The 21915-nt window shown below is 72.9% G+C and carries 13 protein-coding genes and 1 pseudogene; 7 read left to right on the forward strand and 7 right to left on the reverse strand.

What is annotated here, in order from left to right; genetic code table 11:
- Positions 1–43: 43 nt before the first annotated feature.
- The 3 genes from E1267_RS31805 to E1267_RS31815 all read right to left on the reverse strand — a co-directional run bounded on the left by E1267_RS31805 (position 44) and on the right by E1267_RS31815 (position 7011).
- A complete protein-coding gene (locus E1267_RS31805; protein ID WP_132337970.1) occupies positions 44–919 on the reverse strand; it encodes a helix-turn-helix domain-containing protein in 876 nt (291 codons plus the stop codon).
- A gap of 82 nt (positions 920–1001) precedes the next feature.
- Complete coding sequence (locus tag E1267_RS31810; RefSeq protein WP_132337972.1) at positions 1002–5546, reverse strand: caspase, EACC1-associated type; 4545 nt, start codon at positions 5544–5546, stop codon at positions 1002–1004.
- 178 nt (positions 5547–5724) lie between these two features.
- Positions 5725–7011 (reverse strand): peptidase C39 family protein, encoded by a 1287-nt coding sequence (locus E1267_RS31815; protein ID WP_132337974.1) that lies wholly within the window; start codon positions 7009–7011, stop codon positions 5725–5727.
- A 96-nt stretch (positions 7012–7107) separates the two neighbouring features.
- Between E1267_RS31815 and E1267_RS31820 the strand changes: the two genes are divergently transcribed.
- From E1267_RS31820 to E1267_RS31835, 4 genes are all read left to right on the forward strand, one after another.
- Entirely contained in the window at positions 7108–7758 is a 651-nt protein-coding gene (locus E1267_RS31820; protein WP_246064383.1) for an adenylate kinase family protein, read from the forward strand.
- Positions 7759–7857: 99 nt separating this feature from the next.
- Positions 7858–8196, forward strand: coding sequence for a hypothetical protein (locus E1267_RS31825; RefSeq protein WP_165959909.1), 339 nt, complete (start codon positions 7858–7860; stop codon positions 8194–8196).
- A gap of 86 nt (positions 8197–8282) precedes the next feature.
- On the forward strand, positions 8283–9284 hold the full coding sequence (locus E1267_RS31830) for an ATP-binding cassette domain-containing protein (RefSeq protein ID WP_132337980.1): 1002 nt from the start codon (positions 8283–8285) through the stop codon (positions 9282–9284).
- Positions 9281–10117 (forward strand): ABC transporter permease, encoded by an 837-nt coding sequence (locus E1267_RS31835; RefSeq protein WP_132337982.1) that lies wholly within the window; start codon positions 9281–9283, stop codon positions 10115–10117. Before E1267_RS31830 ends, E1267_RS31835 begins: the two co-directional genes overlap by 4 nt.
- Before the next feature lie 2022 nt (positions 10118–12139).
- Here E1267_RS31835 and E1267_RS46735 read toward each other — a convergent pair.
- Positions 12140–13351: pseudogene (locus tag E1267_RS46735) on the reverse strand (AfsR/SARP family transcriptional regulator); the annotation flags it as partial.
- A 102-nt stretch (positions 13352–13453) separates the two neighbouring features.
- On the opposite strand from E1267_RS46735, the gene asnB reads away from it, so the two are divergent.
- On the forward strand, positions 13454–14986 hold the full coding sequence (asnB, locus tag E1267_RS31845) for an asparagine synthase (glutamine-hydrolyzing) (RefSeq protein ID WP_132337984.1): 1533 nt from the start codon (positions 13454–13456) through the stop codon (positions 14984–14986).
- 98 nt (positions 14987–15084) lie between these two features.
- Complete coding sequence (locus E1267_RS31850; RefSeq protein ID WP_220449772.1) at positions 15085–15477, forward strand: hypothetical protein; 393 nt, start codon at positions 15085–15087, stop codon at positions 15475–15477.
- A gap of 96 nt (positions 15478–15573) precedes the next feature.
- Here the strand turns inward: E1267_RS31850 and E1267_RS31855 are convergent, their stop codons facing one another.
- Together E1267_RS31855 and E1267_RS31860 are read right to left on the reverse strand one after the other, a co-directional pair.
- A complete protein-coding gene (locus E1267_RS31855; RefSeq protein ID WP_132337986.1) occupies positions 15574–16713 on the reverse strand; it encodes an acyl-CoA dehydrogenase family protein in 1140 nt (379 codons plus the stop codon).
- A gap of 2 nt (positions 16714–16715) precedes the next feature.
- Positions 16716–20129, reverse strand: a complete 3414-nt coding sequence (locus E1267_RS31860; RefSeq protein WP_132337988.1) for an indolepyruvate ferredoxin oxidoreductase family protein — start codon at positions 20127–20129, stop codon at positions 16716–16718.
- A 154-nt stretch (positions 20130–20283) separates the two neighbouring features.
- Between E1267_RS31860 and E1267_RS31865 the strand changes: the two genes are divergently transcribed.
- The gene (locus tag E1267_RS31865; RefSeq protein ID WP_132337990.1) at positions 20284–20784 is read left to right on the forward strand and encodes an Lrp/AsnC family transcriptional regulator; all 501 of its coding nucleotides are present in this window, start codon (positions 20284–20286) and stop codon (positions 20782–20784) included.
- Here the strand turns inward: E1267_RS31865 and E1267_RS31870 are convergent.
- Positions 20745–21803 carry a COG1361 family protein gene (locus E1267_RS31870; RefSeq protein ID WP_165959910.1) on the reverse strand — a complete coding sequence of 353 codons (1059 nt, stop codon included), beginning with the start codon at positions 21801–21803 and terminating at the stop codon, positions 20745–20747. The two genes, E1267_RS31865 and E1267_RS31870, sit on opposite strands and share 40 nt — an antisense overlap.
- Positions 21804–21915: the final 112 nt, after the last annotated feature.

Consider the following 21915-nt stretch of genomic DNA (forward strand, 5'->3'; position numbering starts at 1 on the left):
GCCCAGCCCTGCCCAGCAACGGGCGCGTGGTCCGGCCGGGGGATCAGTCCTCGGTGACGGGCGGTCGTCCGGCGGGGCGTGCCGGGCGGCGTACCTCTTCCTCGGCCGTCAGGCTGCCCAGCAGGGTCAGCGCCTCCTCAGAGGGGCTGACCGGGTCGGCCTGGTAGACGACCAGCTGCTGGCCGGGGACGCTGTTCACGGTCAGCGACTCGTAGTGGAGCGTCAGCGCGCCCACCAGCGGGTGGCGGAACCGTTTGGTCTCGTGGGTCTTCTGGCGGATGTCGTGGCGGGCCCACAACGTGCGGAACGTCTCGCTCTTGAGCGACAGCTCGCCCACCACCTCGACCAGCCGCGGGTCGTCGAGGTCGGCGCCGGCGGCCGCGCGCAGCCCGGCGACGGTGTTGACCGCCACCCGGTCCCAGTCGGGGTAGAACTCGCGCGCGTCCGCGTCGAGGAACACCAGCCGCACCAGGTCGCCGCTGTGGGCGTGTCCGGCGAACAGGGCCCTGCCCAGGGCATTGCCCGCCAGCACGGTCAGGCAGCGGCCCAGCACCACCGCCGGCGTGTGCGGCCAGGCCTGCATCATGCGCAGCAGGTGGGGGCTGACCTGCTCGCGCCGGAGCGCCGGCCGCCGCCGCCCGGCGGCCGGGCCGGCCAGCCGGTGCAAATGGGCGGCCGCGTCCTCCTCCAGGGCGAGGGCGCGGGCCAGCGCGTCGACGACCTGCGCGGACGGGTGGCGTTCGCGGCCCTGCTCGAGGCGTACGTAGTAGTCGGTGCTCACGCCGGCCAGCTGCGCCACCTCCTCCCGGCGCAGTCCCGCCACGCGGCGGCGCGTGCCGGACGGCAGGCCCAGCTCTTCCGGCCGGAGCAGCTCGCGCCGGGCACGCAGGAACTGGCCGAGCAGGTTGTCCCTGTTCATACTTCGAGGCTAGGACAGGCGACGCCCGAGCAGGAGCCCGGAGGGTGGGTGGGCTGCTCCCACGCTCCGGACGACCGCCGGATCAGGCCGGGCAGGGCGCTTTGTACGGGACACCGGGAAGGTATTGGGCCCACTCGGCCCTGGTGATCGTCATCCCCGAGGCCTCGCAGACGTTCGCCCGCGCCTGCTCCACGTCCAGCCCCCACAGCTGGGCCGCGACGCCGGAGGTGCCCGCCAGGACCGTGCCGTCGGGGCCGAACTCGACGTCGTTCACCGAGCCCGACCCGGTGAGCATCGCCCACAACACCGGCCGGGCGCGGTCGGCGATGTTCCACACGCGGATGGTGCCGTCGCGCGACGACGTGGCGAGCATCTTGCCGCCCGCGTTGAACGCCGAGCCGGTCACGTCGGCGGAGTGACCGGGAAGGACCGACAGTCGTCGCGGTTGCCCCGAACCGGCGACGTCCCAGAGCCGGGTCGTGCCGTCGGTGGCGGTCGTGGCGAGCGTCTTGCCGTCCGGGCTGAACCGTACGTCGAGCACGCCGCCCGTGTGGGCGGGGAAGTCGGCCAGCCGGCGCGGCTCCGCGGGTTTGGACACGTCCCACAGCCGCACCTGGGAGGAGCGCGAGCCTGTCGCGATGACGCGGCTGTCCGGCCGGAACGCCACCGTGTCGAGCATCTCGTCGGACACGCTCGGCGCCCCCACCCGCTTGGGGCCGGCGGGCGTGGAGACGTCCCACAGGTAGAGCTTGCCGTCCTTGCCCGCCGTGACGACCTTCTTGCCGTCAGGGCTGTACGCCGCCGACCGCACGCCGTCCGTGTGCCCCTTGATCGTCGACACGAGCTTCGGCGTGGCGGGCTCGGAGACGTCCCACAACCGCGCGGTCTTGTCGAGCGAGGCCGTGACCAGGTGCGTGCCGTCAGGAGCGAACGAGGCCGCGACGACGGCGGCCGTGTGGCCCGACAGCGTGGACAGCGGTGTGGACACCGCGGGGTCGGAGACGTCCCACAATTTCACGCTCTCGTCGTCGGAGGCGGTGGCGAGGGTGTCGCCGTCCTTCGACAGGGCCAGCCCGCCGACGGTGGACGTGTGACCGGCGAGCCTGGCGCGCGGCGCGACGCGGGCGGCGTTGGCGACGTTCCACAGGCGGGCCGTGCCGTCCACGGCGGAGGTGGCGAGGTTCTGGCCGTTCGGGCTGAACGCCACGCCGGTGACAGCGCCGCCTGATCCCTCCAGCGTGGCGACGGACTGCGGCGAACTAGGGCTGGAAAGGTCCCACACGCGCGCGGTGCCGTCGGTGGAGGAACTGGCCAGGATCCCGCCGTCGGGGCTGAACGCCACGTCGCCGACCGTCGAGCCGTGCCCGCTCGCCGTGCCGACGAGCTTGGTGGCGGTGACGTTCCACAGGTGCACCTTGCCGGTGTCGGAGCCGGTGGCCAGGTAGACGCCGTCGGAGGAGAACGCCACGCTTTTGACCGAGCCGTCCTGCGAAGGCAACACCGCCAGGCTGGTCGGCTTGGCGGGAGTGCGTACGTCGAGCAGCGCGACGCCGCCGGTGGCCGACGTCACGGCGATGTAGCTGCCGTCGGGGCTGAAGGCCACCTCGGAGATGTCGGAGCTCTGCTGGAGCACGGCCACGCGCTTGGGCTTGCGCGGGTCGGCGAGATCCCACAGCAGGACCGTGCGGTCGGCGGAAGCGGTGGCCATGATGGTGCCCTTGGGACTGAACGCCACGGACGACACGCGCTCCTTGTGCCCCTTGAGCGTGGCCATGCTCGCGGGCTTGGCGGTGTCGGAGACGTCCCACAGCCGGGCGGTCCTGTCGGTGGAGCCGGTGGCGAGGACCTTCCCGTTCGTGCTGAACGCCACCGCCTCGACGCTGCCCGTGTGACCCTTCACAAGGCCCAGGGCCTTCGGGCGGAGAGGGTCGGCGACGTTCCACAACCGGGCCGTGAGGTCGCTGGACGCGGTGGCGGCCACGCGGCCGTCGGGGCGGTAGACCACCCGCTGGACGGGCGCGGTGTGCCCGACGAGCCGCGCGCCGGCCGGGCGCGAGAGCGTGCCGAGCAGCGCCCCGCGGGCTTCGGGCGTGGGCGAGAGCTGGAAGGCGCTGAGCGCGAGCTGCGCAGCGAGCGACGTGTCGGGCAGGCGGGCGGCAGTGGCGGCGACTTGGCGCGACAGGGTCTGGTCGCGCTGCGTGGCGGCCGTCGTGGCCCGGCCGCTCTCCTGGCCGCGTTGCACGAGCGCCACCACGGCGCCGCTCACGGCCACGAGCAGGAGCGCCGAGAGGGCGGCGATCACCGCGCGGGCGACCTGCGCGCGGTGGTTCTGCCGCTGCTCCGACGCGTCGAGGAACTGCCGCTCGACCGGCGAGATCACGTCCTGGGCGGGAGCGCCCGGCGCGGCGCCTCCTGAGCCCGCCGTGCTCGGCATGGGTTGCCGGGTGAGGGAGCTCCGGGCGGTGGGGCCTTGGACGGCCGGGCCCGTGGGACGTCCGCCCACCGCCGCGAGCGCGGCCGCGAGCCGGCCCGCGTCGTAGAGGTAGGCGGGGTCCTGCTCCTGCTGCTGCCAGAGCTGGGCGTCCTCGGTCAGGCGGCGCTGGACGAGCAGCCCGGCGCGGCCGGCGTCGATCCAGCCGCCGAGCCTGGGCCAGGCCCGGATGAGCGCCTCGTGGGTGATCTCGGCCTCGTCGTCGTCCACGGTGACGAGGCGCGTGCGGACGAACGCGGCCAGCACCTGCGCGGCCACCGACGGGTCGCCCGGCAGCAACTCGGCGAGGGCGACCCGCCGTTTCGTACCGCCGATCCGCTCGTCCACCTGGACGAGCCGGATCAGCAGGTCGCGCGCCATCGGCTCGAACTCCGAACCCAGCCCGCGCAGGGTGTCCTCGGCGCTCATCGCCAGCGCCCCGGTGACCCCGCCGGCCGAGCGGTAGCCGGCCATGGTCAGCATGCCGCCGGAGCGCCGCTGCCAGGTGGCCAGCAGGGCGTGGGAGAGCAGCGGCAGGGGGCCGCCCGACCGTTCGAGCGCGTCGGCGTTCGCCTGGAGGTCCTCCAGGATGAGGTCGGTGAGCCCGGACTCCAGCGAGAGCCCGGAGCTCAGGGCGGGCTGCTCGATCGCCGTGCGCAGTTCCGCCCCCGTCATGGGTGGTACGACCTCGGGCCGCTTCATGGCCTCCAGCAGGGCCGAATAGGGAGCGCAACGCCCGAAGAAGTCGGCGCGCACGGCGATCACGACGGCGGCCTTCCTGGCCGTCTCGGCGAGCGCCGCGACGAACCGGCGCCGGGTCCGCTCGTCGGCGCAGGCGATGAACAGCTCCTCGAACTGGTCGACCACCACCAGCGTGCGCCCCTTGGCGCCGGTGAGAGCCCGCCGTGCCGCGCTGGGATCGGACTCGATGATCCCGCGCAGCCGCTCGGGCGGGCCGCCGCCGAACGCCGCCAGCTCGCGCGCCAGCGCCGCGATCGGCTGCGCACCGGGCGTCAGCACGACGCACGACAGCTCGTCGCCGAGGTCGCGCCGCATGGCCGGGATCAGCCCGGCCCGCAGCAGCGACGACTTCCCGCAGCCCGACGCGCCGGTCACGATGAGCGGCCCGCCGGCCTCGAACGCCTGCGAGCCGACGACGACGGGCGGAGGATCCTCCCGCAGGGCCTGCCGCACCCGCGTGGCCAGCGACCTCGTCGCGCTCTCCCGGCCGAAGAACAGCTCGGCCTGCTCGGCCGCGTAGGGGACGAGACCACGGTAGGGGCTGGACAGGTCGCCGGGCGAGGCGATCGGCGGGCCGGAAGGGGGGCGGTGCGCCGTCTCGGCGGGGTTGAGCGCGAGCGGCGGGCGTTCGCCCAGGGCGACGGCCTGGCAGCGCGGCCGGGGGAACCCGCCTTCGCGCAGCACGCGGGTCAGGTAGTGATGGGCGTGGTCGAGGGTTAAGTCGTGCGGCCCCGCGGGGTCGCCTTCGTTCAGCAGCCGCAGCAGCGCGCCGCTGAGCGCCGTGTGCCGGACGCCGGGCAGCGCCCACGAGTTCTCGTCCACGGCGGACGACGCGAGCACGTAGGCGCCCGGCCAGGGGGTGTCGACCGCCTTCTCCATCGCCTTTTCCAGCGCCTTCGCCGGCACCGGCCGGCCCGCGCCGGTGAAGCAGCAGTCGAGGACCACGACGGTGAGCCCCGCCCGCGAGGAGGACAGGATGTCGCGCACCGCGGAGAAGGGCAGCGCCTGGTAGCCGGGCACCCCCTCGCCGAGGTCGACGGTGGCCCGCGTCGCCAGGTGCAGCTCGTCGTCGGGCCCGAGGACGGCGTGCCCGACGAAGTGGAACATCAGCACGGACGTGGCCTCGCGCGCCGCCCGCTCCAGCGACTCGCCCAGGTTGGCGGGGGCCGCCGGGTCCAGCAGGACGTTCAGGCCGGACGACGCCAGCCCTGCCCGCTCCACCAGGCACTGGGCGACGTCGTTGACGGTCGGCGGCACGGCGGGAACCTGCGGCAGCCGCGACGGCGCGTGGTGCGCGCCCGTGCCCGCGACCAGCACGCGGGCGCCTTCGTCCGACAGCAGCAGGGACGGACCGCTTCGCCGTGGAGGCCACACCAGCCGGAGCTTCTCAAGCGTCGCAGCATCGTCCTCGGTCATCCGGCGCTCCACGGCATTGGGGAGATGGGTCGGGCACGGTTGTCGAGGGTGCCGTGCGCAGCGACATCAGCTCACCGGACGACCCCCGATCGGTGTTGTAACGCGGGTGACGGGCGGGCTGGCCCGCCTGTCACGGTGGTTAGGTTACGCAGGTCTCCGCTCGTCGTCGAGTCGGCCGTCACCAGTTGGCGGGCAGCCCGGGAGTCGTGGCGGGCAGCGCGTGGCCGGGCGGGTGGATGACGTACGCCACGCCGCCGCTGCTCGAACTGCGCAGCCACACGTTCTCGAAGTTCGCCCGCGGATAGACCCGGCGTACGGCGGAGTTGCCGGAGGAGGCCGGGTCGTTGGCGATCACGTCGCCGTCGGAGGTGAAGCCGACGACAACCATGAGGTGCCCGTTGGTGCCGTAGCCGGCGCCGGGCAACTCGCTTGCCTTGAACGACTGCGAGGTGACGACCGGGATGCCCGCCTTGATCAGCAGTTCGAGCTCGGTCAGCGAGCGCAGCCGGGTGACGAACCCGTCCATCGCGTACCGCCCCGCGTAGGCGGTGTTGAACGGCCAGTTGCCCGCGCCCTCGTACGCGTGGTCGTAGGTGTAGCGGGCGGCGTAGTCGACCTCAGGGTTGGGATCGGAGGGGTCGACCCAGGACACGTCCTGGGCGCTCGGCCATTTGTCCCAGTATCCGAGGACCATGGTGGTCGAGGTGGGGCTGCACCATGCCTCGCCGCCGCCGTCCCACTCGGGGTAGTGGCCCTGGTGCACGTTCTGGGAGCGGCGCGGCACGTCCAGCTCGGTGCCCCACGCGGCGCCGCCGGGGCTGACCGGCACCGTCGCGCGCCTGGGCACGTCGGAGGCCATGACGCCGGATGTGCGCACCCGAGGCGTCACCGGGGAGCCGGGCGCACGGTAGAGGGTCAGCCGCAGCTGGTAGGCGGTCATGGGTTTGCCGGACGCCGCGACCAGGGTGTCCACCGCCACCGACGCGTCGCCGTCGCCCTGGTCCGGCACCGACGTGCGGCGGATGTCGCCCTCCGTGTAGGCCCACCGGCCCAGTGAATACCACTTCGTGAGGCCCTCGGCGTTCCTGGCCCGCGTCTCGACCTGCATCCACGAGCCCGGCGGGACGTCCGCCGTCCAGGAGGCGATCAGCTCGGTGGCGGGGAAGCCGACGCCCCGCTCTGGGCCCGTCCAGCGAGCGTATTCCCACGTTCTGGTGCCGAGCGCGTCGGTGTAGCGGACGGTGCCGGCGGCCGAGCCGAACGCCAGTCCGTCGCCTGCCGTCGTGCCCTCGGGCGTGCCGGTGGTGAAGTCGGCCCGCTGGAAGACGACGTCGGGGGCGACCTCCGCCGGTCTCGCCGCCGCGCCCGCCGCAGCGGCGGCGGACGTTGTGGCGGACGTTGTGGCGGACGTCGAGACCATGAGCAATCCTGACAGCAGCGACAGGAACACGGGTAGCGTACGCATGCACCCACCTTCTCCGAAGGCGCTCGATCCGGCTGACAATAGACGCAACCGGTCCGTCAAGCATCGGGAAATCTACGTATGCGGAAATATGTGATCATGGGAGTGCAGGGGAGCGGCAAGGGCACCCAGAGCGCCCTGCTCGCCGCCGACCTCGATCTCGTGCACATCAGTGTCGGCGACATCTTCCGCTGGCACGTCAAGAACCACACCAAGCTCGGCGCCCAGGTGCGCCGCCTCGTCGCGGCCGGCGAGCTGGTGGGCGACGACCTGGTGGAGGACGTCGTCAGCGACCGGCTCCAACTGCACGACTGGAACTACGGGTTCATCATCGACGGTTTCCCGCGCAACCGCCGCCAGGCGGAGTTCTTCCTGGAGAGCTACGACCTCGACGGGGTGATCCACCTCGACCTGCCCGACGACGAGGTGCGCCGGCGCGTCCTGGCCCGGCGGCTGTGCTCGCGCTGCGGCATGGACTACAACCTGATCGCCCACCGGCCCTCGACCGAGGGGCGCTGCGACGTGTGCGGGGGCGAGCTCGTCACCCGTGCCGACGACACCCCGGAGGCCCTGGCCAAGCGGCTGCGCGACTACCACACCAAGATCGACCCGGTGGTGGAGCTGTTCCGGCGCAAGGAGTACGTCATGACGATCGACGCCCGCGCCGGCAAGACGACGGTCCAGCAGGCCATCCGCACCCGTCTCGGACTTCCTCCCTACGCCCCGCCCCAGCCCCCCGAGAGCGCGTAACCGGATGTCCCGCCGTGCGCCATATCTGTGACAAGTCCGGACGTGGTCCCTGGAGGGGCCCGCGTGGCGGTGACGAGACTGAGCGCCATGAGATCGACGATGAGAGCACTACTCACCGGGGCGGCGCTGACCTGCCTGACGGGGACGACGGTCGCGACGATCCCGGCGCACGCCGCCCCCCGCGCAGGATCCGACGGCGGAGGCGAGACCTTCCGCTACGCCTACGGCGCCTGCCAGCCCCAGAGGCAGTACCAGCCGTCGCGCAAGATCGCCACGTTCGACAACCAGCCGCTCGACGGCTGCCAGGTGGTCCTGACCAACCGGGCGGGCGAGAGCACGGTGTTGTGCGAGGGCCGGGGCGAGGTGCCGGCCGAGTTCCGCAGGTCGCCGCAGGTGCGGGTGCAGCCGGGCACGGCCCCGGAATGCGCTGAGGCGTAGCGTTCACGGCGGCGCCTTCCACGCTCCCGGTCCGGGTGAAACCCGGTCGAGGGTGCCGTGAAACCGGCGCCGCCGAGAGTGAGGGCATGAGCATCACAGAACTCGGCCGCACCGACGGCGGCCCGGCCCCTGGCGGGGCCACCGGCCAGGCCGTACACGCGCGCGGACTGGCGAAGACGTTCGGCGGGCAGCGCGCCGTCGACGGGATCGACCTGGACGTACGCCCCGGCGAGGTCTTCGGCGTGCTCGGCCCGAACGGTGCCGGCAAGACCACCATGTTGCGGATGCTGGCCACCCTGTTGCCGATCGACGCGGGCCGTGCCAAGATCTTCGGGGTCGACGTGGCCGGCGACCCGCACGTGATCCGCCAACTGGTCGGCGTCACCGGTCAGTACGCCTCGGTCGACGAGAACCTGACGGCCCGCGAGAACCTCTGGCTCTTCAGCCGCCTCCAGGGCATCGCCGCCCCGCGCGCCCGGCGCATCGCCGCCGAGCTGCTCGGCCAGTTCGGCCTGGAGGAGGCCGCCGACAAGGCGATCGCCCACTTCTCCGGCGGCATGCGCAGGCGCCTCGACCTGGCGGCCAGCCTGATCAGCCGGCCACCACTGATTTTCCTCGACGAGCCGACCACGGGACTCGACCCCCGTACGCGCGGCCAGATGTGGGACACCATCCGCGGCCTGGTCGCCCAGGGCTGCACGGTGCTGCTGACCACGCAGTACCTGGACGAGGCCGACCAGCTCGCCGACCGGGTCGCCGTCATCGACCACGGCCGCAAGGTCGCCGAAGGCACTCCGGACGAGCTGAAGACCGCGGTCGGCGACTCCACCCTCCAGTTGCTGCTCGCCGAGCCGGACGAGGTGCCCGCCGCCGCGGAGGTCGTGCGGCGCGTCCTCGGCGTCGACCCGGTGCTCAGCCCGGAGCGGGGCCGGCTCAACGTCGCGCTCGACCAGGCCGACCTGGCCGGCGAAGTGCTGATCGCGATGCGTACCGCCGGGGTGTCGATCTCCTCGGTGAGCGTGGCAAAGCCCAGCCTGGACGAGGTGTTCCTCGCCCTCACCGGCCATGGGACGGAGGAGGACCGATGAGCACCACGATTGCTCCCGCCCCCGGGACGGTCAGCGCCGCCGACCGCGTGGCGGCCGCCCGGCGGCGCGTCACCGTCGGCGAGACGCTCGACCAGACGTTGACGATGGCCTGGCGGGCGTTCAAGAAGATGGTCCGCAACCCGGAGCAGTTCTTCGACGTGGCGCTGCAGCCCATCCTGTTCACCGCCATGTTCGCCTTCATCTTCGGCGGCGCCATCTCCGGCGACGTGGAGAGCTACCTCCCCCTGATGATCCCCGGCATTCTCGCCCAGACCGTGCTGACGACGTGCATGGCCACCGGCACGCAACTGCGCGAGGACCTGGAGAAGGGCGTCTTCGACCGGTTCAAGTCGCTGCCGATCGCCCGGATCGCGCCGCTCGCCGGGCCGATGGTGGCCGACCTGCTGCGCTACACGATCGCGGCCACGCTGACCTTCGGCATGGGCCTGGTGATGGGCTACCGTCCGGGCGGCGGAGCGGCGGGCGTGTTCGCCGCCATCCTGCTGGCGATCGTCACGGGCTGGTCGCTGGCGTGGGTCTTCACGTGGGTCGGCACGATCGCGAGGAGCGCCCAGGCCGTGCAGGGCATCTCCATGATGATCTTGTTCCCGCTGACGTTCCTGTCGAACGCGTTCGTCCCCGTCGAGACCCTGCCCGGCTGGCTGGCCGCGTTCGTCCGGGTGAACCCGGTCTCACACCTCGTCACGGCCGCCCGCGACCTCGCCAACAACGCCCTCGTCAGCGGGGAGGTGGCCTGGACGCTCGTGGCGTGCCTGGTCGTCATCGCGATCTTCGCGCCGCTGTCCGTACGCAGCTACAAACGGCACATGTGACCCTGCGCCGTCACGGCCGGGGCCCTGACCGACGCGCCTGCGGGCCTCGTCCAGCAGGTCGGCGCCGTGCCGGCCGCCGTAGTCGGCCCGCACGGCGGCGAGCACCCCGGGCGCGGCCCGCTCGGCGTACGGTTCGATCCGCTCGAAGGCCATGCTCGGCATGCTGCGGTTGTAGGCGAACCGCTCGGCCAGCACCAGCAGCGGGATCGCCTCGCCGGGGGCCATGGCCTCCCGCAGCAGCCCCCAGGCGCCCAGCGCGAAGAGCATCGAGCCGCACAGCGGGAAGTCGATGACGGGGTTGCCCACGGCCAGCAGGTCGTGGCCCCGAACGGTGGAGAACAGCTCCTCGCCGTAGCGCACGTCGTCCGGTGAGGCGTGGTACGCGTACGCCGTCAGGCCGACCGACTCCGCCATGACCATCCATGGTGTGATCTCGGCGCGCGTGGCCCCGGGCAGCCGCAGGTCGCGCGCCCGCTGGACGGCCCGGCGGTAGTCCGCGAGCGCGGCGGCCGTCTCGCCGCGGGCGATGGCGATCTCGGCGGCGCACAACGAGAGGAGCGCCACCCCGCCGAGCACCGCCTCGTTGTCGTTGATCCGGACGATCCCGGCGAGCTCGTCCTGCGCGGTGGCGAGATCGCCGTCGGCGAGCGCGGCGACCAGCAGCAACGCGCGGAGCTGGGTCTCGTCGTCGGTGGCGCCGAGCCTGCTCATGACCGGGATGGCGGTCCGCGCGTGCCCCACCGCCCGCCGTCGGTCGCCGAGCTGCATGAGCAGGCTGGCCAGCACGGCACGCATCGCCGCGGAGAGGTACGGCCCGTCGGCGTTCCCGTCGAGCAGCGCCAGGGTCTGTTCGGCGGCCTCGACCGCCCCGGTCACCTCGCCCGCGTTCTCCAGGACGTGCACGCTCGCCTGCCACGCCGCCACGGCCACTTCACGGTCGGCGCTGCGGCACAGTTTCTCCAGCCGCTGACGCACGTCGGCGCCGCCGGCGATGTCCCACGTCGTCAGCACCACGGTGGTCGCCGCCGCCAGGCGGCGGTCCGTCCCGTCGCCGATGGGCAGGCTGCTCAGCAGGTCGCGCAGCGGATCGCTGCGGTGGCCCGCGACGACCATGACGTTCATGAGGGTGATCAGCAACGCGGCCCTGGTCACCTCCACGAGGTGCGGCGGCGGCGCCCAGCCGGCGACCGTGTCCGTGATCGAGTCGAAATGCACCAGGATTCTGGCGTGGTCGCCGCGGATCGACCACAGCGCACCGACGCCGACCAGCAGCTCCACCGTCGTGGCCGGATCGGACTCGCCGAGCGCCTGCCGGAGCAGATCGGCGAGGTTGCCCTCCTCGGCCCGCAGCGCGTCGGCCGCCGCGAACTGCGCCGGGCCGAACAACGTCTCGGCGTGTTCGCCGGCGTACGCGGTCGCCCAGGCCCGCTGCGCCGCCCGCGCGGACGCCTGCTCGCCGGCCTCCTTCAGGCGCATCCGCCCGAACTCCCTGACGGTCTCCAGCATCCGGTAGCGCAGGCCGTACGCCGTCTCGCGGACGCTCAGCATCGACTGCTCGGTCAGCGCGTCGACGGCGGGCAGGGCGTCAGGTCCGAGGACGTGCTCGGCCGCGGCCAGCGTGAAACCGTCGCCGAACAACGACAACCAGCGCAGCGCCCGCCGTTCGGGCTCGCCCAGCAGGTTCCACGACCAGTCGATGACGGCGAGCAGAGTCCGGTGCCGGTCGGGCGCCGTACGGTTCCCGCCGCGCAACAGGGCGAAGCGGTCCGCCAGACGGCGCGCGATGTCCTCGACCGACATGACCCGCACCTTGGCCGCGGCCAGCTCGATCGCCAGCGGCAGCCCGTCGAGGCGGGCGACGACCTTCTCGACCGCGCCCTCGTCGAGCCGCACGTCCGGGCGGGAGGCGGTGGCGCGCTGGCGGAACAACTCCACCGCGTCGCCCGTGGGCAGCTCGCCGAGGAGGTAGACCCGCTCCGCGGGGATCGACAAGGGGGCGCGCGAGGTGACGAGCACCCGCAGGTCGCGGGTCGTCACGGTCAGGAACGCCACCAGATCCGCGACGGCCTCGATCACGTGCTCGCAGTTGTCCAGGATCAGCAGCGCGGGAGCCTGGTCGAGATACTGGGCGATCCGGGCGCGGACGTCGGAGCGTTGCCGCGCGGTCATGGCGCGGCGGCCGCTGACCGAGTCGCGCACCCCGAGTGCCGAGCCCACCTCGCCCACCACGCCCTCCGGCGAGGAGACGCCGACGAGCTCGACGAAGTGAGCGACGGGCTGCGCGGCGTTCCTGCCCGCGACATGGGCCAGCCGCGTCTTGCCCAGCCCGCCGGGGCCGACGATGGAGACCACGCGATGGGTCTGCAGCAGGGCGTGCACCGCGCTGATGTCGCCGTCGCGGCCGAGCAGCGAGGAGCTGTCGTACTGGATGCCGGCACGCACCGGCCGATCCGCGGCGACGAGTTCGGCGTACACGCGGGCGAGCTCGGGCCCCGGCTCGGTGCCGAGCCGCGCGACCAGGCCCGCGCGATAGCGCTCGTAACGCTCCAGAGCGGCGGCGGCGCCGCGTACGGCGGCCTCGCTGCGCAGCAGGCAGGCCAGCAGCTCCTCGTCGTGCGGCCGATCCGCCGCGGCCTCCTCCAGCAGCGGCAGGGCGGCCTCGTGTGCGCCGCTCCTGCCCCGCGCCATGGCCGCCACCCGCCGCGCCTCGACCACCTGCGACGCCGCGACCTCCCGCAGCTCGGCGAGCGCGCCCGCGTGGCCTGTGGCGCCGTCCACATTGCCGCCCGCGTGGCCTGTGGCGCCGTTCGCGCCGCCTGCCGCGAGGCCCGTGGCGTCGTCCGCGCCGCCTGCCGCGAGGATCATGGCTTCTTCCGCGCGGCCGATCGCGAGCGCCATGTCGTCGTCGCGCAGCGCGGCACGTGCGTGCTCCACCAGCGTGCCGAGCCGCAGCGCGTCCACCTGATCGGCGGGCAGTCCCAGCCGGTATCCGCGTGGGACCCGCACCACGACGTCGGCGCTGGTCGCCGCCCTGGTCCGCGAGACGACCACCTGCAGCGCCTTCGTCGGGTTGGCCGGCGCGTCGTCGGGCCACAACTCCTCGACCAGGCGCTCGTCACCGGCCCCCGCGCGCCCGTGCAGGGCGAGCACGGCCAGCAGGGTGTGCGCCCGGTCGCCGACGACACGCGAACCCCGCCAGCGGACGCCGTCGAGCAGGACCAGTGCGGGGGACACACCCTCAGTTTACGGAAGGCGGGGAACATCCGGCCGCCTCCGCCATGCCATCGCACTCGGGGTGATTTGTCGATGACTGTCGGTCGAGGATACGTTCGAGTCATGTGCGGCATAGCGGCTCTTTACCAGGAACAGGCCGGAACCGACCCACTCCATACCCGCGCCGCGGGCGAATGGATGCTCTCACGCATCACGCACCGCGGCCCGGACGACAAGGACCACCGGCTCGTCGGAGAACGCGCGTGGCTCGGGCACAACCGGCTGTCCATCGTCGACCTCGCAGGGGGGAGGCAGCCGCTCAACTCACCCGGCGGCTGGTCCCTGGTCTGCAACGGCGAGATCTACAACCACACGGACATCCGCGAGAGCCTCGGCCGGGAACGGTTCGCCACCTCGTCCGACAGTGAGTCGGCGCTCGTGCTGCTGCACGTGTGCGGGCCCGACGCGTTCGACCGGCTCCAGGGGATGTGGGCGCTGTGCGCCGCCGCGCCCGACGGCAGGTTCGTCGCCGCCCGCGACCCGCTCGGCATCAAGCCCCTGTACTGGGCGCGCACCGCGGAGGGCGTGCACTTCGCCTCCGAACTACGGGCCTTCCCGCCCGAGGTGCAGGCCGCCACCGAGGCCTTCCCTCCCGGGTGCTACTGGACGCCGGAAACGGGCCTGGTGCGCTTCGCCGAAGCCGTGCCACGCGGCCCGGCACACCGGTGGGACGGCGTCCCCGCCGCCGACGCCGAGTCGGCCACCCGCGAGGTGCTGGCCGACTCGGTCGTCCGGCACCTGATGGCCGACGTGGACGTCGGCGTGTTCCTGTCCGGTGGGCTCGACTCCAGCATCGTCGCGGCCGTCGCCGCCGCGGAGTACGGCTCACGGGGCGAACGGCTGAAGACGTTCGCCGTCGGCACCCCCGGCTCGCCCGACCTGCTGGCGGCCCGCGAGGTGGCAGAGCACCTCGGCACCGAACACCACGAGACCCTCCTCGACGCCGGCCGGGCCATCTCCGTCGTGGACCAGGTGGTGGCCTCGGTGGAGTCGTTCGACGCCAGCCTGATCCGCAGCGCCGTACCGAACTGGTTCCTGTCCGAACTGGCGTCCCGGCACGTCAAGGCGGTGCTCACCGGGGAGGGGGCCGACGAACTGTTCGCCGGCTACGACTACTACCACCGCGGCCACGCCGAACCCGGGCGGCTGGAGCTCGAACTCAGGCGCACCCTCGGCCGGCTCCACGGGCTCAACCTCCAGCGCTGCGACCGCGTCACCATGGCACACGGCCTGGAGGCCCGCGTACCGTTCCTCGACGCCGACGTCATCGCGCACGCGATGTCCCTGCCGTCCGAGCTGAAGTCGCTGGAGCCCGACGGCATGGAGAAGGGACACCTGCGCCGCGCGTTCACCGGCTGGCTGCCCGAACGGCTGCTGTGGCGGCGCAAGGTGCAGTTCGGCACGGGCAGCGGGGCACAGGACCTGCTCACGCCCCACTTCGACGGGCGCGTGGACGACGGCGAACTGGCCGCGACGGTCAAGGAGAGCGGCGTCGACCTGCGTACGAAGGAGGAACTGGCCTACTACCGGGTCTTCCGCCGCGCCCTGCCCTCCGTCCGCCCGGAGGCGGTGCTCACCCGCTTCGCCACCGCCTGAACCGGCAGGCGGCGAAAACCGTTCGATCACGTCGGTGAGCGACGGTTACGCTCGCGGGCGGCCCTCTCCGCTGGCTCCGGTGTTCCCACGGAACGGCGATGCAAGAGGGAAGCTTGGAGGCGCACGTGGCGATGCCGAAGAAGGGCTCGCGGCTCATCACCGTCGATGGCGCCGTCTTCCGCTGGCGGGTCCGCGACAAGCCGACGTACTGCCAGGGCAACGGGTGGACCCCGCTCCGCTTCGCCGTCGAGCGAGCCGGGGATCCGGGCGGCGGTCTCGTGGTGTCGCTTCCCTGCGCCCGACCGGACAACTGGCTGGGGGAGCGGGCGATCGCGATCCGTCCGGTGCTCGTCGCCGGATGCGTCCGGCGAGCTCTCGCAGAGGGATGGAACCCGGAGCGACCAGGCTCGCCCCTCCCCCTCACCGTCGCTGAGGACGAACTGGCCGCACTCCTGGGCGAACCGCCTCAGTACCTGGTCCCGTTCCTCTGAGCGTGTCCGTGACGGCGCGGCCCGCTCCAGAGCCCGAACCCACACGAAGGGCCCCGCCTCCCAGCACAGGGACGCGGGGTTTTCGCATGTCAGACGCTACTTGGCCAAGTGCCGGCTGATGACCAGGCGCTGGATCTGGTTGGTGCCCTCGAAGATCTGCATGATCTTGGCTTCGCGCATGTACCGCTCGACCCGGAACTCCCGCGTGTACCCGTACCCGCCGAACACCTGCACCGCGTCCGTCGTCACCTTCATCGCCGCGTCCGTGGCGACCAGCTTGGCGACGCTCGCCTGCCGGCTGTACGGCAGCCCCGCGTCGCGGCGGCGGGCCGCGTCGAGGTACGTCGCCCGCGCGCTGTCCACCCCGGCCGCCATGTCGGCGAGCAGGAACCCGAGGCCCTGGTGGTCGATGATGCGCTTGCCGAAGGTCTGGCGTTCCTTGGCGTAGGCGACGGCCTCGTCGAGCGCGGCCTGGGCGAGGCCGGTGGCGCAGGCTGCGATGCCGAGCCGGCCGGAGTCGAGGGCGCTGAAGGCGATCTGCAGCCCCTGCCCCTCCTCGCCGATCAGCCGGTCGGGCTCCAGGACGGCGCCGTCCCAGTGGGCGCTGGTGGTGGGCACCGCGTGCAGTCCCATCTTCTCCTCGGGCCGCCCGAACGTCAGCCCGTCGGCCGTGCCGGGCGCGAGGAAGCAGGAGATGCCGCGTGATCCTTCGCCGGTGCGGGCGAACAGGGCGTAGAAGTCGGCGATGCCGCCATGGGTGATCCACGCCTTGTTGCCGGTGATGCGGTAGCCGTCCTCGACCCGTTCGGCCTTGCAGGTCAGGGCGCCGGCGTCGGATCCGGCCTGCGGCTCCGACAGGCTGTAGCCGCCGACGATCCGTCCTGCCAGCATGTCGGGCAGCCACCGTTCGCGCTGCTCGGGGGTGCCGTAGGCGAAGACGGGGAAGCAGGCGAGGGTGTGCACGCTGGTGGCGACCGCGACGGCCGCCCACCGCGTGGCCAGCTCCTCGATCACCTGCAGATAGACCTCGTACGGCTGCCCGCCGCCCCCCAGCTCCTCCGGGTACGGCAGCCCGAGCAGGCCCGCGCCGCCCAGCGTGGCGAACAGCCCGTCGGGGTAGGTCTCGGCGCGTTCGTGCTCGTCCACCCGGCGCGCGAGCTCCTTGTCGGCGATCTCGCGCGTCAGGTCGATGAGGTCCTTGGCGTCCTGGTCGGGAAGCAGGCGGTCGACGGTCACGGTCACTCCTGGGTCGACGGGGCGGGCTCGTCCAGCCGCGCCAGTGCGGTCCTGGCGCGCTCGCGGAATTCGGCGACCCGGGCGAGCTTGATGTCCTCGTACCCGCGGATCAGGTCGGGCAGGCCCGCGATCTCGGTGACGGCGGCGGCGGTGCCGGGGGTGAGGCGGGTCAGGGCGGCGCGCACGAGGTCACGGTATTCGGTGACGAGCTCGCGTTCGACGCGGCGTACCTTGGCCTGGCCGAACAGGTCGAGCGCCGTCCCGCGCAGCACCCGCGCGGCCCGCAGCCCGCGGAAGAGCACGGGGGCCGAGCGGCGGAGCCTGAGCTTGCGTTTCATGCCCATCGCGCGGAAGACCGGCGGGTGCAGGAGCACGGACACGGTCGCGTCCGCGCCGAACTCCCGCTCGCGCCGCTCCTGCTCGGCCGGGTCGAGGTGGAGGCGGGCCACCTCGTACTCGTCCTTGTAGGCCATGAGCTTGTGCAGGCCGCGGGCGTAGGCGAGGGCGATCTCGGCGCCGGCCTGCTCCCCGGCGCGCTCGACCGCGGCGGCGCGCACCCGGCGCACGTCCTCCGTGTACGTACGGGCGTACGTGGCGTTCTGGTAGCCGGTCAGGTCGGCGGCACGGGCGGCCACCACCTCGTCGAACCCTTCGGGCACCGGCGGGGGCGCCATGATCTCGCGTACGGCCGCCGGGTCGGACACGGCGGTGCGGCCCCAGCGGAAGGCGGCGAGATTCTGTTCGACGGAGGCCCTGTTGAGGGTGATGGCCCGCTCGATGGACGCGGCCGAGACCGGCAGGCAGCCGAGCTGGTAGGCGGCGCCGAGCAGCAGCAGGTTGGCCGGCATATGGTCACCGAACAGCACGTCGGCCAGTTCGTGGGCGGCCACGCACTCGACGGCCTTGACGGCCGGCACGACGCGGGCGACCGCGCCGGCGTGCCCGGGCACCGGAGCGCGGCCGGTCACCATGGCGGCGGTGGGGACGACGGAGGTGTTCAGCACGGCGATGGTACGTTCGGGCGCGGACACGGCCAGGTTGGCGTCGGCCGCCGCGCCCAGCAGGTCGAAGCCGATGAGCACGTCGGCCGTGCGGTGCGTGGCGCGCACGGAGCCCACGAGCGGGCGCGGGGAGATCCGCACGTCGCTGACCACGGGCCCGCCCTTCTGCGCCAGCCCCGTCTGTTCGAGGCCGGCCGTGTGCAGGCCGTCGAGGTGGGCCGCCATCTGCAGGATCTGGGAGACGGTGACGACGCCGGTGCCGCCGATGCCGGGCATCCTGATGAGCGCGTCGTCGCCCACCCGTACGGCGGGCTCGGGCGGCTCGGCGGGCAGGGGAGGGGCCTGGCGTGGCCGCTTGGTGCCCGGCTCGACCAGCAGGAAGGACGGGCAGTCGCCCTTGAGGCAGCTCAGGTCGGTGTTGCAGGACGCCTGGTGGATGCGGGTCTTGCGGCCGTACTCGGTCTCGACCGGCTGCACGGACAGGCACGTCGAGACGTCGCCGCAGTCGCCGCAGCCCTCGCAGACCCGCTCGTTGATGACGACCTTCTCGGTGGGCGTGGGCAGTTTGCCGCGTTTACGCAGTCGCCGCTCCTCGGCGGCGCACCGGTCGTCGTGAATGAGCACCGTCACGCCGTCGAGCGCGGCCAGCTCCTTCTCCACCTCGGGCAGGTCGTCGCGGTGCCGTACGGACGCGATCGGAGCCAGCCGCACCCCGCGGTACGTCTCCGGCTCCGGCGTGGTGACCACGACGCGGCGTACGCCCTCCAGCTCCAGCTCCCGCGTAAGCGTCGGCACGTCGAGCCGGCCCTCCGCGCGTTGCCCGCCGGTCATGGCCACGGCGTCGTTGTAGAGCAGCTTGTACGTCATCGTCACCCCGGCGGCCACCGCTGCCCTGATCGCCAGCGAACCGGAGTGGTGGAAGGTGCCGTCGCCGAGGTTCTGCACGAAGTGCCGGTCATCGGTGAACGGCGTCAGCCCGATCCACTGCGCGCCCTCGCCGCCCATCTGGGTGATGCCGACCTGGGTGCCGCGCCCGTGCCCGTCCAGCGCGATCATCGCGTGGCAGCCGATGCCGACGCCGACGAGCGTCCCGTCGGAGGTGCGGGTGGAGGTGTTGTGCGGGCAGCCCGAGCAGAAGTACGGGGTGCGCGCGGCGACCAGGGGAAGCAGGGGGCGCGACTTCTTCGGCGCGCCCCCTGCCTGGTCAGGGCCGAGGGTGACGGCGGGGCGGGGCAGGCGGTCGGGGTCCAGGCACGCGAGCAGGGCCTTGGCGACGTCCTCCGCGCCCAGGGTGCCGCGGGCCGTCAGCAGTTCCCTGCCCAGCACGGCGGGTACCCGGTCGCGGCCGTACAGGGCCTGTTTGAGCTGCCCCTCCAGGAACGGCACCTTGTCCTCGACGACGAGCACGCGGTCGAGGTCGCACGTCATGGCGGCCAGCTCGGCGTGGTCGAGCGGGAACGGCATCGCGAGCCGGATCAGCCGCAGCCCGGCGTCGTCGAGGGCGGGCCGGTCGAGCCCCAGGTCGGCCAGCGCCCGCAGCACCACAGCGTACGTCGTGCCGGACGCGACGATCCCCAGCGCCGTGTTGCCCTCACCCGACATCACCCGGTTGAGCCGGTGGGTGCGGGCGTACGCGCGGGCCAGGTCGAGACGGCGGGTCAGCAGGTCGTGCTCCGCGTCCAGCGCCGCCGCGCCCAGCAGGATCGGGGACGACGCGCGGGCCGCGCGGTCGGGGGCCGGGATGTGCTCGCGCAGCGGGCCCAGGTCGACGGTGGCGGAGGCGTCGGCGATGTCGGCCACGATCTTCAGCCCGGCCCAGAGCCCCGTCGCGCGCGACAGGGCCACCGCGTGCAGCCCGAACTCGATGATCTCGGCGACCGACCCGGGCGCGAGCAGCGGCATGGCCAGGCTCTGGCACATCGGCTCACAGGAGCTGGGCAGCGTGGACGACTTACAGCCGGGGTCGTCGCCGATCCAGGCCACCGCGCCGCCGAGCGGGGCCGTTCCCGCCGTGTTGGCGTGTCTGATGGCGTCGGCGGCCCGGTCGAGGCCGGGGTTCTTGCCGTACCAGAAGCCCGTCACACCCTCGTGGCGGCGGCCCGGCACCTGGTCGAGCAGCTGAGTGCCGGCCACCGCCGTGGCCGCGAGCTCCTCGTTCAGTCCCGGCTTGAACACCACGCCCATGTCGTCCAGGAAGCGCGCCGCCCGCCCCATCTCCAGGTCCACACCGCCCAGCGGGGATCCCTGGTAGCCGGACACGAACGCCCGCGTGTCCAGCCCGCGCGCCCGGTCGAGCCTGCGCTGCTCCAGCGTCAGGCGCACCAGGGCCTGGACGCCGGAGATGAGCACCCGGCCGTCGGGCGCCGCGTACTTGTCGTCGAGTGACACGGGGGCGGGAGTCTCGCTGGGGCTCATGCGACCTCCTGGCTTCGTACGTGGGATTCCCAGCACAGCAATGTGGGCACACTATGCGCAAGTATGGGATGAGAAGGCGCTCACAAGACGCAAACAATGTACGGTGACTCGACCGATGGCCGAATTTGTTTGCGCCGAAGGGAAGGTCTCTCGCATGCCGGACGTCGACGACATCGACCACCAGGTGCTGCGCCTGCTGCGGGAGGACGGGCGCAGGACGTTCTCCGAGATGGCCGAGCGGGTCGGCCTGTCGGTGGCCGCCGTCAAACGGCGCGTCGACCGGCTCAGGGACCTGGGCGTGATCACGGGGTTCACCGTCCAGATCGACTACGCCAAGCTCGGATGGGGCATCGAGGCGTTCACGGAGCTGCGCTACCCCGGCACCACCCCGGTCAGCGAGATCGTCCGCACCGCCACCGACGTGCCCGAGGTGCAGGAGGTCTTCACGATCGCCGGCGACCCCGACGCGCTGATCCACGTACGGGTGCGCGACCTCGGGCACCTCCAGCAGGTGATCGACCGGCTGCGCAGGGCCGGCGACGTGACGGGCACGAAGACGCTCCTGGTGCTCGGTACGTGGACGCGCGACGCGCTGGCGCCGCGCAGCGGCTGGAGTCAGGGCATCCCGCTGACCCGGTCGCGGCGGGAGAAATAACGGACGAGCAGGCCGACCGCCAGCAGCACCGCCGTCCCGAGACCGAGCATCCAGATCGACACGCCGGTCATGGGGAGCGGCTGCCCGTCGTCGAGCCGCTGGGCGCGCGGCGTCCGCTCCCGATCCCGCTCGGCCGTACGGTGCTCGTGCGGCTCCACCCGCTCGCCCGGGGCGGCGTCGCGCGGCTCGTGCCCGGGCCCCGCGCGGGACCGGCCCTTCTCCTCGGAGGGCTCCTCGGCCGGGGTGGGGTCGTCCGGCGACGGCGCGCTCGCCGGCGCGGATGCCCGTTGCGGCTCGATGGCGGTGGACGTGCAGGCGCGGTTGTTCGCGGTGTTCGCCTCGTCGCCCACGGCGCTGACCGTGGCGCAGTTCTCGACCAGTCCGGGCTCGCCGGGCGCAAGCGTGAACATGAACGTCCTGCTCTCGCGCGGCGCGAGCGTGCCGAGGGGGCAGACGAGTGCCGGACCGGCTCCCGGGCACTCCGCCGGGCGATCGGCGATCATGGCCCCGCCGACCGCCGGATGGCGCACCGTCACGTCGGCAGCCGGCGTGAGCCCCTCGTTGACGACCGTCACCGCATAGGCGATGGCGCCGTCGGCGGTGAGCGTCGCCGCCTTGGTGATCGTGACGTCGGCCCCGGCCGCTCTGGCCTCGGTGACCAACTGGGAGGAGTCGCCCTGCGCGCCCGACGCGGTGACCTCGGCCCGGCTGGTGAGCGCGGTTCCGTCGGAGAGCCCGGAGTCGATCACGACAGGGAACGAACGGGTCACGCTCCGGCCCGCCGGGATCGTCAGGGCTGGTCCGCCGCAGGTGATGGTCCGGCCGGTGAGGTCGCAGCCGTCGGGGAGCGGGCCGGGGGACACGTGCTCGTCGAGAGCGCCGGTGATGGTCACGGCCTCGGCGGCCGATTGCCCGGCGTTGGTGACGGTCACCGTGTAGACGGCCTGCCCACCGATGAGCAACGGGTCGGGGACGGCGCTCTGACCGATCCGCAGGTGCGCGGCCGCCGGTCCGCCCACCGCCGGCCCGCTTCTGGTCGCTGTCGGCCTGCCGGCTGAAGGCGGCCCGCTCATCGACGGTGGCCTGCTCGTGGACGGTGGTCTACTCGTCGACGGTGGTCTGCTTGTGGAC

This window comes from Nonomuraea longispora (assembly GCF_004348345.1).
In the GTDB taxonomy this organism is placed as follows: Bacteria; Actinomycetota; Actinomycetes; order Streptosporangiales; family Streptosporangiaceae; genus Nonomuraea; species Nonomuraea longispora.